This window comes from Mastigocoleus sp. MO_188.B34 (assembly GCF_030065675.1).
Classification (GTDB): Bacteria; Cyanobacteriota; Cyanobacteriia; order Cyanobacteriales; family Nostocaceae; genus Mastigocoleus.
This window is the reverse complement of sequence record NZ_JASJDK010000012.1, coordinates 1-15621: the sequence shown is the minus strand read 5'-3', so window position 1 is coordinate 15621 and position 15621 is coordinate 1. Positions and strand designations below refer to the sequence as shown.

Annotated in this window: 12 protein-coding genes and 1 tRNA gene; 9 read left to right on the top strand and 4 right to left on the bottom strand. The window is 37.1% G+C overall.

The window, feature by feature from the left end:
• Positions 1 to 224: 224 nt before the first annotated feature.
• The 5 genes from QNJ50_RS04555 (at position 225) to QNJ50_RS04535 (ending at position 6392) form a co-directional block, all read left to right on the top strand.
• A complete protein-coding gene (locus QNJ50_RS04555) occupies positions 225 to 899 on the top strand; it encodes an ABC transporter ATP-binding protein (RefSeq protein ID WP_300632559.1) in 675 nt (224 codons plus the stop codon).
• A 369-nt stretch (positions 900 to 1268) separates the two neighbouring features.
• On the top strand, positions 1269 to 2006 hold the full coding sequence (locus QNJ50_RS04550; protein ID WP_300632556.1) for a phycocyanobilin:ferredoxin oxidoreductase: 738 nt from the start codon (positions 1269 to 1271) through the stop codon (positions 2004 to 2006).
• A 713-nt stretch (positions 2007 to 2719) separates the two neighbouring features.
• On the top strand, positions 2720 to 4144 hold the full coding sequence (locus QNJ50_RS04545; protein WP_300632553.1) for an HlyD family efflux transporter periplasmic adaptor subunit: 1425 nt from the start codon (positions 2720 to 2722) through the stop codon (positions 4142 to 4144).
• 181 nt (positions 4145 to 4325) lie between these two features.
• Positions 4326 to 5483, top strand: a complete 1158-nt coding sequence (devC, locus tag QNJ50_RS04540) for an ABC transporter permease DevC (protein WP_300632551.1) — start codon at positions 4326 to 4328, stop codon at positions 5481 to 5483.
• A gap of 201 nt (positions 5484 to 5684) precedes the next feature.
• The gene (locus QNJ50_RS04535; protein WP_300632549.1) at positions 5685 to 6392 is read left to right on the top strand and encodes a DevA family ABC transporter ATP-binding protein; all 708 of its coding nucleotides are present in this window, start codon (positions 5685 to 5687) and stop codon (positions 6390 to 6392) included.
• Positions 6393 to 6592: 200 nt separating this feature from the next.
• On the opposite strand, the gene QNJ50_RS04530 is transcribed toward QNJ50_RS04535, so the two are convergent.
• Positions 6593 to 7417, bottom strand: coding sequence for a hypothetical protein (locus QNJ50_RS04530; RefSeq protein WP_300632546.1), 825 nt, complete (start codon positions 7415 to 7417; stop codon positions 6593 to 6595).
• A gap of 362 nt (positions 7418 to 7779) precedes the next feature.
• Here QNJ50_RS04530 and QNJ50_RS04525 point away from each other — a divergent pair, with 362 nt between their 5' ends.
• Positions 7780 to 8547, top strand: coding sequence for an HAD family hydrolase (locus QNJ50_RS04525; protein ID WP_300632543.1), 768 nt, complete (start codon positions 7780 to 7782; stop codon positions 8545 to 8547).
• A 225-nt stretch (positions 8548 to 8772) separates the two neighbouring features.
• Here QNJ50_RS04525 and QNJ50_RS04520 read toward each other — a convergent pair whose 3' ends face one another.
• Positions 8773 to 9597: a tetratricopeptide repeat protein gene (locus QNJ50_RS04520; protein ID WP_300632540.1), complete on the bottom strand. Its 825-nt coding sequence runs from the start codon at positions 9595 to 9597 to the stop codon at positions 8773 to 8775.
• Positions 9598 to 10676: 1079 nt separating this feature from the next.
• On the opposite strand from QNJ50_RS04520, the gene QNJ50_RS04515 reads away from it, so the two are divergent.
• The gene (locus QNJ50_RS04515; protein ID WP_300632537.1) at positions 10677 to 11672 is read left to right on the top strand and encodes a calcium-binding protein; all 996 of its coding nucleotides are present in this window, start codon (positions 10677 to 10679) and stop codon (positions 11670 to 11672) included.
• Positions 11673 to 12152: 480 nt separating this feature from the next.
• On the opposite strand, the gene QNJ50_RS04510 is transcribed toward QNJ50_RS04515, so the two are convergent.
• Positions 12153 to 12225, bottom strand: a tRNA-Val gene (locus tag QNJ50_RS04510).
• Between the two features lie 238 nt (positions 12226 to 12463).
• Between QNJ50_RS04510 and QNJ50_RS04505 the strand changes: the two genes are divergently transcribed.
• A complete protein-coding gene (locus tag QNJ50_RS04505) occupies positions 12464 to 13144 on the top strand; it encodes a metal-binding protein (protein ID WP_300632534.1) in 681 nt (226 codons plus the stop codon).
• A 171-nt stretch (positions 13145 to 13315) separates the two neighbouring features.
• Entirely contained in the window at positions 13316 to 14137 is an 822-nt protein-coding gene (gene mazG / locus QNJ50_RS04500; protein ID WP_300632531.1) for a nucleoside triphosphate pyrophosphohydrolase, read from the top strand.
• Between the two features lie 998 nt (positions 14138 to 15135).
• On the opposite strand, the gene QNJ50_RS04495 is transcribed toward mazG, so the two are convergent.
• The coding region (locus tag QNJ50_RS04495; RefSeq protein ID WP_300632528.1) for a tetratricopeptide repeat protein at positions 15136 to 15621 on the bottom strand (486 nt) is incomplete at its 5' end.

The following is a 15621-nucleotide window of genomic DNA, read 5'->3' as shown; positions in this document are numbered from 1 at the left end:
TAATTTTTTCTAATTAAGTAAATTTATCTGCATAATTAAAAATTCTTGGTAGTAGGGGAAACAATAACTAATTTGAGAAAATATTAGGATATTTCACAATAAATATTTCCCGTTACTAGATGGAGAGTGCTAGTTTAGGTAATGGGCTATGAAATTTTTCGGGATTCGAGAGTTTTCCGTAGTGTAGTTATAAGTAAATCCCTAACTTTTGGTAATCTTAACAAATGCTCCATCTTAGAAAATTAGTTTATCATCCCGCAGCTTCTCAGACACCAATATTAAAATCTATTAACCTGGATTTACCACCTCAAAAATTGGGTTTAATTATTGGACCAAGTGGTTCTGGTAAAAGTACTTTACTAGAAATTCTTTCCGGGTTAGCCGAACCCACATCAGGTTCTTTATTTTGGCGGGAGCAAGAACTCAGCACTGAACAATTACAGCAATTAGCTGGCTTGGTATTTCAGTTTCCCGAACGTCACTTTTGTGGAAAAACGGTTTTAGAAGAATTACGTTTGGGACATCCGGAACTGGGTTTGGAGCGGGTTAAACTAACATTAAATGAGGTGGGGTTGGGACATTTATCTCTATCATCTTCTCCCCATGCATTAAGTGGAGGTCAACAACGACGTTTGGCTTTGGCTGTGCAACTAATTCGTCAGCCACATTTATTACTATTAGATGAACCAACTGCTGGTTTAGATTGGTCTATGCGCCGACAATTGGTAAGCTTACTGGGTAAACTCAAACAACATTGGACATTATTAGTTGTAACCCACGATGCCGGCGACTTATTACACATCGCTGATTTCTCCTGGACTTTGAAACAAGGTGAGTTAACAGCAGTGGATCCTCAAACATTACAAAATAGAGTCACAACACCTCAACCCGTGACATAAATAATAATTAATTAACAATAATTCATTAAGAATTATTAATTATTCAAGGATTATGAGTTATTTGAAAATTAATAACTAGTTGAGAATTACTAATTAATTCGCTGTAAATTACCCATAGATTTAAATCAGAGGGGTTAAAAAGCAGTTACATATAAACCGTTCGATGTTCGGTTTAAGAAGGTTAAATGAAAAATTGAAAAAATTAGTGCGTTCTGGGATTTATGATAGATGATAATCTCTCTAACGCTCCCCTGTTGTCGTTTTCTTGTGTATTTAACAAGGATAACGTCCTTTCACACTTTTTCTTTAGCCTCACAGTAGGCTACGACCTTATACTAAACTAATCCCGCTTGGGGATTGAAATTGGATATGTCGAGTACTTCTACTTCCTCCCTGCGCGAACAACAACATCCCTTGATTCGTCAATTAGCTGATACTATCGAAGCTGTTTGGCATCAGTATCTGGATATCTCTCCTTACCATTTACCGGCTGAATTAGGTTATGTCGAAGGTAAATTGGAAGGTGAAAAACTGAAAATTGAGAACAAATGCTATCAAGCACCCCAGTTCCGAAAAATGCATATGGAATTGGCTAGGGTTGGCAATATGCTTGATATTTTACATTGTGTGATGTTTCCCCGTCCGGAATACGAATTACCAATGTTTGGCTGCGACTTAATTGGGGGTAGAGGTCAAATTAGTGCTGCTGTAGTAGACCTATCTCCGGTAAGTTCAGGACGTAGTTTAACACCATCCTATTCTAAAGAACTTTCAATGTTACCTGCCGTTGAATTTTCTCAGCCACGTGCTTTACCAGAATGGGGAGATATTTTTTCGGATTATTGTGTTTTTGTCCGTCCTGCTTCTGGGGAAGAAGAAACAATGTTTCTTTCCCGCGTTAAGTCGTTTTTGGAAATTCACTGTGATCAAGCTGTGAATTCCGACCCCGTACCACCAGAAAAAATGATTCAAATTCTGAGTGGACAGCGTAATTACTGCGCTAAGCAGCAAAAAAATGATAAAACCAGACGTGTATTAGAAAAAGCTTTCGGTTCTAGTTGGGCTGAACATTATATGAGTACGGTTTTATTCGACCTACCAAAATAATTGTTGGGGAAGAGGGTTAGCATAAATCTACCGCACAGTCCCCATCTCAAATTTTTAAATCAGATGGGGTTAAGCGGATTTAAATAAATAAAATAATATTCAAATAAAATAAAATTATTATTTATAATTAATTAGCCATCAAATAAAATTTTAATTACAAATAAGAATATTTGTTCGCGGCTAACCGAATTGGATATTGAAGCTGTCTATACTTTAATCTATTGTTTAATTGAATCAGATTAAACCAACTCGATATTATATTTTTGGTTGTGAGAGAGTGTTGATAAATTAAGTTGGTAATCTGGGTTAATATCCTAATTTGGATGATGTAGTTTCAATGTCAAAAAATGTAGATAGTTGTTAGCTGTTAGTTGTTCTATAGCAATCCTAAATCATTTGTGTGGTAAAAATCAATATTGTAGAGACGCGACATGTCGCGTCTCTACAGAGTTTATCTGTTCACAAATCAAATATGACTGCTATATATGACGTTGAAATCTGAAAAACACACATTCGAATTATGATATAAATCAGCAAAAAATAATTTAACTATGTGATTTACTCGTCGAATATCTAGTTAGATTGGTGTGATTTTCATCTAACTAAATATTGATATTAAAGCAGTAAATTCGTAACTCATACTAAATAATTTTGTTGGTTCCAATTAACTTTTTTGCTTTCATCAACACACATCAGACTTATAGATAATAACCATGTCAAGGTTGGGTGAAAGTCCAAGACAGAATGAGGAATCTCTAGGAAAATCCAAGTTGTGGTGGGTCATTGCTTTAACTTTACCCATAGTTGTCGCTGCAGGAATACTTGCTACGGCTAAAGTTGAGCAACTCAAAACAATGACCGGCGTATCGGTAACTCCCACTGCACCAGCTACAATTAGTGTTAATGCAATTGGGCGCTTGGAACCCACAGGGAAAGTAATTAAATTATCCGCTCCTTCCTCCGGATTAGAAGCCGTTTCTAGGGTAGATCGAGTTTTAGTTCGAGAAGGACAAAGTATAGAAAAAGGCGAAACCATCGCAATTTTAGATAACCTTTCGACAAAGCAAGCAGTATTGTCAGAAGCTAGGGCAAAATTGCAAGAAAGCCGTGCTAATTTGGTAAGTATTAGAACTGTTTCCCCCAGAGATATTGAAGCTCAAATTGCAGTTGTAAACAGGTTGAGAGCCCAATTAGGTGCGGAAAGAAACGCCCAGCAAGCAACTGTGACTCGACTACAAGTGGAATTACAAGGGGAAAGATTAGTTCAACAAGCAACAGTAGAGAGACTTGCGGTAGAGCTAGAAGGACAACGCAACGCTTTGACTGCTACTGTCGCCCGCATTTTAGCAGAACAACGTAACGCCCAAGTCGAATTGAGACGATATCAAAATTTATATCGGGAAGGAGCAATTTCCCGACAAGACTTTGAACGTACTCGTTTAACTGCAGTTACAGCAACTCAACAATTAGCAGAAACTCGAGCAAGTCGCACTCAAATCATCGCTAGTTTGCGACAACAATTAGTCCAAGCTAGAGCCAATCAAGCAAAAACTGTTGCAATAATACGAGAGCAACTAGCAGAAGCTAGAGCTATTCGTGCAAAGACAATAGCAACCTTGCAAAACCAAATTAACGAAGAAACCGCCAAACTCAATCGAATTCGAGATGTTAGTCCCGTTGACATCCAAGTTGCTCAAGCACAAGTAAATAATGCGATCGCAGCAGTGAGAAGAGCAGAAGCAGGTGTGAAATTGAGTTATATCAAAACACCAATATCTGGAGAGGTTTTGCAAATCAATACCAGACCGGGAGAAAGTATTGGTACGGAAAGTATTGCTGAGGTTGGAAGAACTGACCAAATGACTGCTGTTGCAGAAGTACCAGAAGATAGCATTAATAAAGTTCGTGTTGGTCAAAAAGTAAGTATCAGCAGTGATAATGGCTCTTTTAACGGACAGTTACAGGGAAGAGTTACCGAAATAGGAAGACAAGTAGGTAAAAGAGACGTACTGAGTACAGATCCTGCTGCAGATGTTGATGCAAGAGTTGTAGAAGTGAAAATTGCTTTGTCTGAAAATGACAGTAAGAAAGTTGCTGGTTTAACCAATTCCAAAGTTGTTGTCGAAATATTTATTTGATTTGGTAATCGGTAATTGGTAATTGGTAATCGGTAATTGGTAATTGGTAATTGCTAATCCCCTATTACTTCTTACTGTGCGCAATACCTACGGTACGCTAACGCTAGGCGCTAACATTACTCATTACTCCTTACTCCTTACTCCTTACTCCTTACTTTTTACTCCTTACTCATCATTCCCAATGCTCCAAAAAATACCCCTTGCTTGGTTACAGTTAACGCGAGAAAAAACTCGTTTGGCGATCGCATTAGCAGGAATTGCTTTTGCAGATATCTTGATGTTTATGCAGTTGGGTTTCCGAGATTCACTGTATTACAGTAATGTTCGTTTTCACCAAAGTTTGCAGGGAGATATTGTTTTAATTAGCCGTCAATCTACTGCTTTATTAGCAATGAAAAGCTTTTCCCAACGACGGTTATATAAAGCTCTAGACTTACAGCAGGTTCAATCTGTACATCCGATATATCTGGACTACACCAGCTGGAAAAATCCCGTTAATGGAATTCCGCGCAATCTTTTGGTAATTGGATTTAACCCCGAATCTAAAATCTTAAATTTGACGGGTGTTAATCAAACTAATTTAAATAATCTGAAACAGCCTGATGTTGTTTTATTCGATAAAACTTCCAGACAGGAATATGGTCCCATTTCTCGAGAATTTGAAAAAGGAAAAACTGTTAAGGCTGAAGTTAGAAGAAGATTGGTTAGGGTCGCCGGTTTATTTACTTTAGGTGCTTCTTTTGGTGCTGATGGAAATCTCATTACTAGCGATGTAAATTTTTTACGGATATTCAATTCTCGACAAAGAGGATTAATTCAAATTGGTTTAATTAAATTAAAACCTGGAGTTGATTCCAATTTAGTTAAACGTACTTTGAAAGGTTATTTAAAGGATGATATCAGAGTATTGACTAAGCAAGAATTTATTGATTTTGAACGAAATTATTGGGCTACTAACACAGCAATTGGATTTATTTTTTCCTTGGGAACTGTGATGGGATTCATTGTTGGAACTGTCATTGTTTACCAGATACTTTATACTGAAGTCGCAGACCATTTAGCAGAATATGCAACTTTAAAAGCAATAGGTTATACGCAAAAATATCTATTAACTGTAATTCTTCAAGAAGCACTGATTTTAGCTTTAATAGGTTATTTACCTGGAATTGCTTCAGCTTTATTTTTATATCAACAAGCAAGAGCAGCAACTTTATTACCAATATTTATGACTTTATCTCGTGCTTTTGGAGTATTAGTAATAACTATTTTTATGTGCTTTACTTCTGGTGTAATTGCAGTACGCAAATTGCGTTATGCTGACCCTGCAGATATTTTTTAATGAACAGTTATCAGTTCACAGTGAACTGATAACTGTAGCCCGTAAGGGCGTGGCACAAGCCATAAACTAATAACTGATATTTAGGCAAAAATGTTAAATGCAAACAGTAAAGTATTTGAAGATATCAAACAATAATATTCATACTTTGATTTGGGTCAATCATAGGTATTAATCTCTGAGTATTATATTATTTGAGGTATTATGGAACGACAACCAGTAGTAGCTATTAAAAACCTCAATCACTACTATGGTAAAGGAGCTTTAAAAAGACAGATTTTACATGATATAAATTTAGAAATTTACCCTGGTGAAATTGTTATTATGACTGGACCTTCTGGGTCTGGAAAAACAACTTTGTTAAGTTTAATTGGTGGTTTGCGTTCCGTACAAGAAGGTAGTCTCAGTTTTCTTGAAGAAGAATTATATCGAGCAAGTCAGAAAAAACTAGTTAGTCTTCGCCAAAAAATCGGTTATATTTTTCAAGCTCATAACCTATTGGGTTTTTTAACTGCTAGACAAAATGTTCAAATGGCGGTGGAAATCAAGCAGTCTGTTTCCCAATATCATGCTGTAAATAGATCCATTACCATGCTAGAAGCTGTTGGTTTAGGTAATTACATTAATTATTATCCCGAGAATCTTTCTGGAGGACAAAAACAAAGGATTGCGATCGCACGTGCTCTGGTTAATAACCCACCAATGGTTTTAGCTGATGAACCAACAGCAGCTTTGGATAAACAGTCAGGACGGGATGTGGTGGAATTAATGCAACGTCTTGCAAAGGAACAGGGAACTTCAATTTTGTTGGTAACCCACGATAATCGAATTTTAGATATCGCCGATCGAATTGTAGAAATGGAAGATGGTATTTTATTGGGTGATAATAATAATGTTGCTGTCAACAATTAATGCAAATTAAATGTTAATTTGTGGACTATAATTTCAAGCTTTCTCAAACAAAATTTTGCGAACAAAATTTGTCCAAATAAATAATGCTAAATTTGCGATTTTAAGACTTTAAAATACTAGATATAGAGCCGAAATTATTCTCTAGTAAATTGATTCTCTAGTAAATTAATCTTCATTGGTAGATGCAGGAAAAATAATTTTTACCAGGTAACTCCCGATTTTTTAGCTTTTTTTTGATTTTGAGGAACTGCTCCTGGACGACTCGTACGAAAACTAACGTTAACACCTTCATTGGACTGTTGTAAAACTAGTAAAGGTGTGGGTTTTGCTTTTTGATCCCAGTGCATATGAGCAATTCGCCCTTGAATAGTCGGCTGCCAAGTATCATCATCTTCAAGAGGACTAAGATATTTTTCAATACAAGTAATAATCTGACTGATAGTCGCAGAAGTTGTTTGGGTTGGTAATTTCATTAACTGAATTTGAATGCGAAATAGCACCCTTTTTTCAGTTTGAAATCCAGTTTCATACTCAACATCAAAAGTTTGATCTATTGGTCTTCCAGTTGTGCTAGCAATTCCAACAATTCCTTGCTGGGCTTGGCTTGGACGTAATGCTTGAGAAATTTGATCTTTAACTTTAATTTTGATTTGATTAAGAATCGCAAAATTGAATACTTCTTCTGACATCCGCATTCGTAAATAATCCAAATTAAAATCCCGAGAGTTAATTAGATCGGGATTAGTTTCCATTTTGCGGATGGTTTCAAGAGCTAGTTTAAACTTTTTTTCTATTTCTTTACTTCGGAATTTTTCAAACTTCAGTTGTTTCTGAAGTCTATTCATGTGAATTTTACCGTAAATAATTAAACCAATCACCAATACAGCTAGCCCTGCAGAAGTCACTACAAAAAATGGTGGACCTTGTTGGTTATGATTGTTAGTTAAAACTTCCTGTGTTATTTGGCTTGAAGGCTTGCTATTGCTACTTTTCGGGGTTTGGGCTAAATATGTAGATGTTTGCATGACTGGTAAATAAATAACTACAATCCTGCTTTTTAGGATGCCCAAATCAGCTACTATATATTTATTTTGTTAAATCAGTTTACAGTTAACAGTGAACAGTTAACAGTGAACAGTTATCAGTAAACAGTTATCAGTTAATCTCTACCCAGTGCATGATACCTGCTAAAGTTCGTTGTAGGCATGTCTCAGCGTGCGTGGTCTAGCGGTTAGCAGCTCGTGTAAGCGCGCCCTGCGTGACGTTAGTCAGAGGCTTTGCCGACGCCGCAGGCTCTAGCGTACTGTAAGTATTGCGCATTAAATAATAACCGTAACCCTTAAGGGCGGCGTGGCGTTAGCCATAAACTGATAACTGATAACTGAATATGTTGCTTTCATCTAACCACAAGTGTTTTGATAAAATTTCCCTTGTCGCTACCGACATGGATGGAACTTTAACTAGAAAAGGAAGATTTACAACGACTTTATTGCAAGCTTTGGAACATTTAGCCGGTCGAGGTATCAAAGTTCTAATCTTAACGGGTCGCAGTGCTGGTTGGGTGAGTGGACTAGCGAGTTATTTACCGATAGTTGGTGCGGTTGCAGAAAATGGAGGTTTATTTTATCCTGCCAATAGTGAAGATGTGTTTAAGTTAACTTCCATCAATGATTACAATGAGCATCGTCAAGCTTTAGCTACAGCTTTTAGCAAATTACAAACCCAGTTTCCTCGCATACAAGAGTCTAGCGATAATCGCTTCCGACTTACTGACTGGACTTTCGATGTCGCAGATTTAACTACACAAGAATTAACTACTTTGGATAATCTCTGTCAGGATATGGGTTGGGGATTTACCTACAGTAGCGTTCAGTGTCATATTAAACCTATAGGTCAAGAAAAAGCTAAAGCATTATTACAAGTACTCAAACAGTTCTTTCCTGAATATCAGACAGAACAAGTTGTTACGGTGGGCGATAGTCCTAATGATGAAAGTTTATTTAACAAAGATTATTTTCCTGTTTCTGTTGGTGTGGCAAATGTATTAGAGTATTCGCAACAACTGAAATATCAACCCGCTTACGTAACCTCAGCTTATGAAGGTGAAGGTTTCTGCGAGCTAGCAGATTTATTGTTGAAGGTTTCGCAAACTTGATTTTCCTTGAGTTACTGACTTAATAAAAAGGAAAATTACTTCAAAGTCCTCCTTCCTGTATTAAAAAGGGGGATTTAGGGGATCAAAAGAATATCAAAAGTTTTTGCCTGTAAATAGCAACCTGGGTTAGTACAATTGATTGTTAGAGAGATTGCAGAAGCTAACACCACATCCTCTGTAATCTTTCTACGTGCCTAAAATATAGAGGTTTTCATGTGAATATAGTTACTCAATGGGCTGTAATCCACCTTGATTAACAGAATTATTAGAATTACCAGAATTACCAGGATTCACTGAATTACTCGGATTACCTGAGTTTCTTGAATTACCTGATTTACCTGAATTACCAGAATCAGAGGGTAATATAAGTTCAGATCCTGGAACTATTTTCAGAATTCCTTCAACTCCCGATACTGCTTGTTGGGCTCCTTGTTTTCCCACAACATTTTGCAAGATTGACTCTGAAAGCTTAAATAAAGGTGTTGCTTTCTGGCTATTCCCCATACTCTGATACAGTTGCGCCAAGTTATAAAGGGTAGTACCCACTATGGGATCGTTTTTACCCAGGGTACTCTGGTAAATATCCAGCGCTTGTTTGTATAAGGGTTCCGCTTTCTGAAAACTCCCAATAATGTGATACAGTTTTGCCAAATTATTCAAGCTATTAGCGACTGGAGTAGATCTCTTCCCTAGTGCTTTCTCAAGTATTCCCACTACATTCTCTGCTAAGGGAATAGCATTATTGTATTGACGTTGATTGTACAATTCAATAACTCTTTGGTTTAACTGTTTTGCTTTATCTACCTCTGCTGACTGTTCTGGCGATCGCTGCAGCTGAATCTGACGCTGAACATTGGGTAAAATCTGGGGCTTAATTTGGGGCTTAATCTGAATTTGTCCTTGAGCCCTCCCAGGAATGCTTGCCAGAAAACCAGTTGCTATAATTGCTGTAGCGAACAAATAAGTCCATTTGGTATTATTTCTTGTCTGATATGTTTTTGTTTGGTATTTTTTAGTTTGATTTTTTGAATTCTTTAAACCTAAAAGCATATATTTATTCTCCCTGACCTATAGTTAGTTGTATTAACTGGTTGCAAGTACAAAAATAAAATAGATTCACCAAACTAGCAGATTTACGTTTACAAAAATCATAAACAAAAATCCAACTTTCCCTTTGCAAACGAGGCTAAAGCCCCGAATGCTAGGAATGGTTAGGATTTTATGCTCATTTACTTGACTTGGGTTAGAAGAATGCTATTTCAGCAATTTCCTAAATCTGAGACAGTTACAGACTCTGCTGAATACAAATAATGCTCAGCAGTAGCGATAGCAATCGCCTAATTTTACTTCTACCTTTGTTTAAGGCTAATATCGCTACTTTTATGCAGTATTTCGTATAATTTTTACAAAACTTTCGATCAAATTTTCTTAATATTTGTTTTTAATATTTAATCAAAAATTGATTTAATTAAAAATTGATTTCGCTTTTTGTTTGAAAAGGCTTTTTTCTCAAGCAAATAATTTGACTAATTTTTGTTACGAAGTAAACAATTAACATTAAAAATTAGATAATTGATTGCTACAAGTGCCAATGTTTGATATAATTTGAGGAATTTAGTTAAGAAAAGCCAAGCCTCAAAGCGTTCCCCCGTTGGCTTGGCAGCATTTAATCCTTGAAACTTCAAGCATACTTGGAGCGATGCATATGATTCTATATTCCTTTAGATAGATATTTGCACAAAAGTATATAGCTATACAAAGAATTAAATGATTTTGTGCTAGCTCTCTGTAGTAGCTTTTCAACTTAAAATCAAAGCCCTTAGCATGCGCTGCTGAGGGCTTTAGTTTTGTGGCTGGTTTTGCTCAAAACTCTGTGATTTTCCACTTTTTAGCGCGACTATGTACGATTACCAAGTAAATACTTGTAGTTCAGGTTACTTCAGGTATATACACATAAGTATATTTTTTTATCGAGAAAAATTTTTTTTGATAAAGACTTATACAAATATGCTCAGATGATTTTGTTTTGGTATTAATATTCCAAAAAGGAAAATAGTTTTATCTCACTGAACGCAAGGGCTAAATGCAAGGGTGCAGTCTTAAATAGAGTAGAGTTGAAGTTTAAAACTATGGCAAATATCTTCGGTACAGTTGATAGAGATTCAATTTTTGCGACTCCTGAAGACGATGTTATTAGAACTTTTTCTGGTAACGATAGTATCTTTACTTTTGATGGAGATGACATTATCGATCTAGGTGGTGGTGATGATACTGTATTCACATCTGATGGTAATGACACAGTACAAGGTGGAACTGGAACTGATTTAATTCTGGGTGAGTCAGGTAATGACTTACTTGATGGTGGTGAAGATAACGATCAAATCATCGGTGGGGATGGAGACGATACACTGATTGGTGGACAAGGGAATGATAATCTCTATGGTGATAACCTTGATGGTCTTGATAGTACCGGATTTGGGAAAGATCGCATTTATGGGGGTCCTGGTGATGATTTGTTAGTGGGTGGTGAAGATGGAGATAGTCTATATGCTGGAAGTGGTGAAGACATAGTTGTCGGTGAGTCTGGGGATGATTTCATTCGCGGTGGGAGAGATAATGACCAAGTCATCGGGGACAGTGGTGATGATTCTGTGTATGGTGACGGTGGTGACGATTTCGTTTTAGGTGGTTTGGGAGATGATGATGTTTTTGGTGGTACTGGAAATGATACTTTGCTAGGAACAACAACTACTTCTTTGACTCCAGGAAGGGGAGAGTTTGATGTTTTAAATGGTGACTCTGGTGAAGGAGGAAAGGATACTTTTATTTTGGGAGGAATAAGTGCAGGTGAGACGGGATCGGTTTACTATAACGATGGTGACACAAAGAGCGCTGGAATTGCTGATTATGCGCTGATTACAGATTTTGAAAGTGATGGTAATGATAAAATCCAACTTTTTGGCTCTTCAAGTGACTACTCCCTTGGTGTTGCTCCACGGGAATTACCTTTTGGAACGGGTATATTTTTAAATGATGGTGCGACTCCAGAGTTAATTGGATTGATTACGGATATTTCACCGGATACTTTGAATTTGGATAATTCTAGTCAGTTTATTTTTGTCTAGTTAGAAATCGAGATTAGATATAGCGCTACGCGCAAGTAAAAAGTAAAAACAGACCGCGCCCGTAGGGCGACAAAAAGCCTAACAAGTATGGCTTTTAGGGTTAATACATGTCCTAACGTAACTTCGTAGTGCTATATCAGAACAGGATCTGGAATTGCGTAATTTCTAAGGTAAATGTATCTGGTGAAAATTTATGCTTGTGCGATCGCAAATAGTCTTTACTCAATAATGATATTTTGAGGTGTGTTAAAGGAATGTTGTAACACACAAAATATTACAGGTGGTGCGTTACGCTGTCACTAACGCACCCTAAATTTATTAATTATCGATATTCTTGAACTATCGACTTTGAACTATCGACAATTATTTAATAATGAAAAGTGATGCTTAAAGGCTTACGATTCTCAGATTTTTTCCACGATATGGAAAATAGCAGTTTGATTTTTTTTGGAAAAATATAAGCTATGAGTCGTTTTAAAATGGACGATACTGGACTCGAACCAGTGACATCCTGCTTGTAAGGCAGGCGCTCTACCAACTGAGCTAATCGTCCTTAATTTTTTTGTAGTTTGTTGTGTTTTGCGTTTTGCTGCTCACAAGAAATAAATATAGCACATTCTACGAATTACGCTATAGTATTTTTGAAATTTTTTTTATTTTTTTTGATACCAGAGCGTCAAAAAACGCTCAAGCATTTGAAATAAAAGGAATTCGGGGATTTCAAAAATCTTTTGATTAACAGTCTGCGAACTTATTGAACCTCTGCTAAATCACTTAAAACTCAATTTATAATGCCCTCAGGTCAAACGCACGATCGCATTACTATCTGGGCTTTGCCTTTTATTACCGGGATTGCTCTGTGGCAAACTCGCAATGGTAACTTAACTTTATTAGTTGCGGGGGGATTTTTATTCGGGGGACTGATGTTTGGTCCCGATTTGGATATTTATTCCCGTCAGTATCAGCGCTGGGGTTGGTTTCGTTTTATTTGGTTACCCTATCAAAAAAGTTTGCGCCATCGTTCGTTTTTGTCCCATGGACCGATTATTGGCACGACTTTAAGGGTACTTTACTTATGTATTCTCTTGGGAATTGCGATCGCAATCTGTTTGGTACTTGCTGAATTGCTGGGGTTAATAGGATTTACCTGGGAAGAATTGGGTAGTCAAGTTCAGCGATCGTTTATTGTTTATGCGATCGAATGTTGGTCGCTGTTTCTAGGGATGGAACTTGGTGCGATGAGTCATTCCGTCAGTGACTGGACAAATTCAGCATATAAACGTTTTCGCAAGCAGGGTGTGCGCGGTTTACTGCCTCGTGGGAAAATGAAGAAACGTAAAGCTAGCAGTTCTACTACTCGTCGGAGGAAATTACAAGCAAAACCGAAGCGCACTAGATCTTCAGTTAATAAAACTAAATCTTCTAAATCTTCGCTTAAGAAAAATATCAGTAATAAAAACTCTAAAAAATAAAGGTATGGCGCTACGTGTAAGTCAGAATTCGTAGAGACGCGACATGTCGCGTCTCTACAGAAGTCAGAAGTTAAATGGTCGTAGTTCTTAAGGCAAAATCAGTGATGTGATATCCAAATAATTCGTAAACACTAGAAAAAAAGTTATGGCAGTTTTTTATATTTTATAGTTATGAAATCAGAACAAAATAATAAGAGCGCTGAAACTCTCACAGCACTGCAAGAGTTAATTGAGGTGGTAGCAAAATTACGAGATCCGGATGGGGGTTGTCCTTGGGATTTGCTACAAACACCCCAAAGCCTAACTCAATATGTGATTGAGGAAGCTTATGAGGTGGTGGATGCAATTAAAAGTGAAGATAAAAATCATATTGCTGAAGAGTTAGGCGATTTGCTGTTACAGGTTGTTTTACAAGCCCAAATCTTTCAAGAGTATGGTGATTTTTCTCTGAAGGAAGTAGCTCAAGGGATTTCTCAAAAGTTAATTCGTCGTCATCCCCATGTTTTTGGTGATGTATCGGTGCAAAATGCGGATGAGGTAAATCAAAACTGGGAGCAAATCAAAGCTACGGAGAAAGGTGAAATACCCAATAATAATCAATTAACCCATAAACTTAGTGGTTACACCCGCAAACTCCCACCCCTAACAGCAACGATGAAAATTTCCCGAAAGGCTGCTGCTGCTGGTTTTGAGTGGGAAGATATTGATGGGGTTTGGGAAAAATTCCACGAAGAGTTACAAGAGTTTGAGCAAGCTTTGGCTTCAGAAACACCAGAAAGACAGGAAGCTGAGTTAGGAGATTTGTTGTTTACGATTGTGCAAATCGCAAGATGGAAAAATCTCGATCCAAGTGAAGCTTTGCAAGGGACAAATCAGCGTTTTATTCGCCGACTCAAAATTATGGAGTCTGTCGCCGATCGCCCCCTTTCTGATTACAGTTTGCCTGAATTGGAAACTTTGTGGCAAAAAGCAAAGGCTATTTTGAACAGTTAAAAGTTTATGGGTTGCGCCACGCTTTTACGGGCTACAGTTAACAGTTAATGTGCAATACTTACAGTATGCTATAGCGCTACGCGCAAGTAAAAAGTAAAAAGTAAAAAGTAAAAAGCTTAATACATATGGCTTTTAGGGTTAATATATGTCCTAACGTAGCTTCGTAGTGCTATAAAACCTGCGGCGTCGGCAAAGCCTCTGACTAACGTCACGCAGGGCGCGCTTACACGAGCCACTAACCGCTAGACCGCACATGCTTTGCTAACAGTCATTGCCATATAGGAAAGGAATCTTGAATACCATGACTGTTGATGAAAATGATATTATGCTATATTTAAAATCAGGATGATAGGTGAAACCATAGTAGTGACACATATCGTCAGCGATGAGTAGATTCTTAATTTTAAGAATTTTACAATCATCTTAATTGTCAGCAGCTAAGAAAAAACAGTTATGAGCTTGATTACTCATAACTTATAAGTGCTCTTGTGTAAGATATTTTGAAGTTTGTTCGCCTACAAGCGTTCAAATTACCAAATTCACAAGATAAAGCCCCGCTGCTGTGAGAACAACGGGGCGTATTAACTATGAACATGATTAATGTATCACGTTAGAGTTATTTTGTGATATACGACTTTAGGATTAAATAAACAACGTAATAAAACGAAAAATGCTTATATGTGCGGTATCTTGTAGGTTTATCGCTTGATATTTACTTTTTTCGGTAATAACCACCTAGTTTTGATTGATAGATTTTGATTGATAGACTGGGTGGATTTTGATTGGCATAGCATTCGAGGTTGCTGTTAAACTACTCCCAATTACTTACGCAACGAAATCCTACCGGTACGGTTGCGCTAGATGCTATAGCACTACGAAGTTACGTTAGGACATGTATTAACCCTAAAAGCCATACTTGTTAGGCTTTTTACTTTTTACTTTTTACTTTTTACTTTTTACTTTTTACTTTTTACTTGCGCGTAGCGCTATAACACCAATTACCGCAACAACAACACAACAATTAAACCAACTAAAAACAGCAAACCGTAAATCACCCAAGGCTGTTGAAAGAATCTCCGCGCAAATGACCACAAATTAAACAGTGGATTTTGAATTGCTGCAATTTTATTTTCAGCGTACTCTTGGAAGGGTTGAAAATTTATCCTAGCCGCTAGTTCTGAAGCTTGAGTCAAGGAAGATATTGCTGCATCTTTCTCACCTAAGTTCAGTTGTGCTTCAGCAATAAATAGTAAGTTACGGCTTTGACTGTAAATATCATTGATTTGTATGTAGAGAGCATGTGCTTTTTGCAGATATTCCAGCGATCGCTGTGGATTTGATTCTAACTTTCCAAATTCTTGGAGAATATTAGCTTCACCCAACCTATCCCCAATTTGGCGGTAATATTCTAAAGCTTCTTGATAACGGTTTAATGCTTCTTCACGTTGATCGAGGAATTGTAAAACATCGCCGATGGCTTTTAA

Coding starts and splice junctions, on each gene's coding strand:
- QNJ50_RS04555 (WP_300632559.1), top strand. CDS start 225: ATGCTCCATCTTAGAAAATTAGTTTATCATCCCGCAGCTTCTCAGACA.
- QNJ50_RS04550 (WP_300632556.1), top strand. CDS start 1,269: ATGTCGAGTACTTCTACTTCCTCCCTGCGCGAACAACAACATCCCTTG.
- QNJ50_RS04545 (WP_300632553.1), top strand. CDS start 2,720: ATGTCAAGGTTGGGTGAAAGTCCAAGACAGAATGAGGAATCTCTAGGA.
- devC (WP_300632551.1), top strand. CDS start 4,326: ATGCTCCAAAAAATACCCCTTGCTTGGTTACAGTTAACGCGAGAAAAA.
- QNJ50_RS04535 (WP_300632549.1), top strand. CDS start 5,685: ATGGAACGACAACCAGTAGTAGCTATTAAAAACCTCAATCACTACTAT.
- QNJ50_RS04530 (WP_300632546.1), bottom strand. CDS start 7,417: ATGCAAACATCTACATATTTAGCCCAAACCCCGAAAAGTAGCAATAGC.
- QNJ50_RS04525 (WP_300632543.1), top strand. CDS start 7,780: ATGTTGCTTTCATCTAACCACAAGTGTTTTGATAAAATTTCCCTTGTC.
- QNJ50_RS04520 (WP_300632540.1), bottom strand. CDS start 9,597: ATGCTTTTAGGTTTAAAGAATTCAAAAAATCAAACTAAAAAATACCAA.
- QNJ50_RS04515 (WP_300632537.1), top strand. CDS start 10,677: ATGGCAAATATCTTCGGTACAGTTGATAGAGATTCAATTTTTGCGACT.
- QNJ50_RS04505 (WP_300632534.1), top strand. CDS start 12,464: ATGCCCTCAGGTCAAACGCACGATCGCATTACTATCTGGGCTTTGCCT.
- mazG (WP_300632531.1), top strand. CDS start 13,316: ATGAAATCAGAACAAAATAATAAGAGCGCTGAAACTCTCACAGCACTG.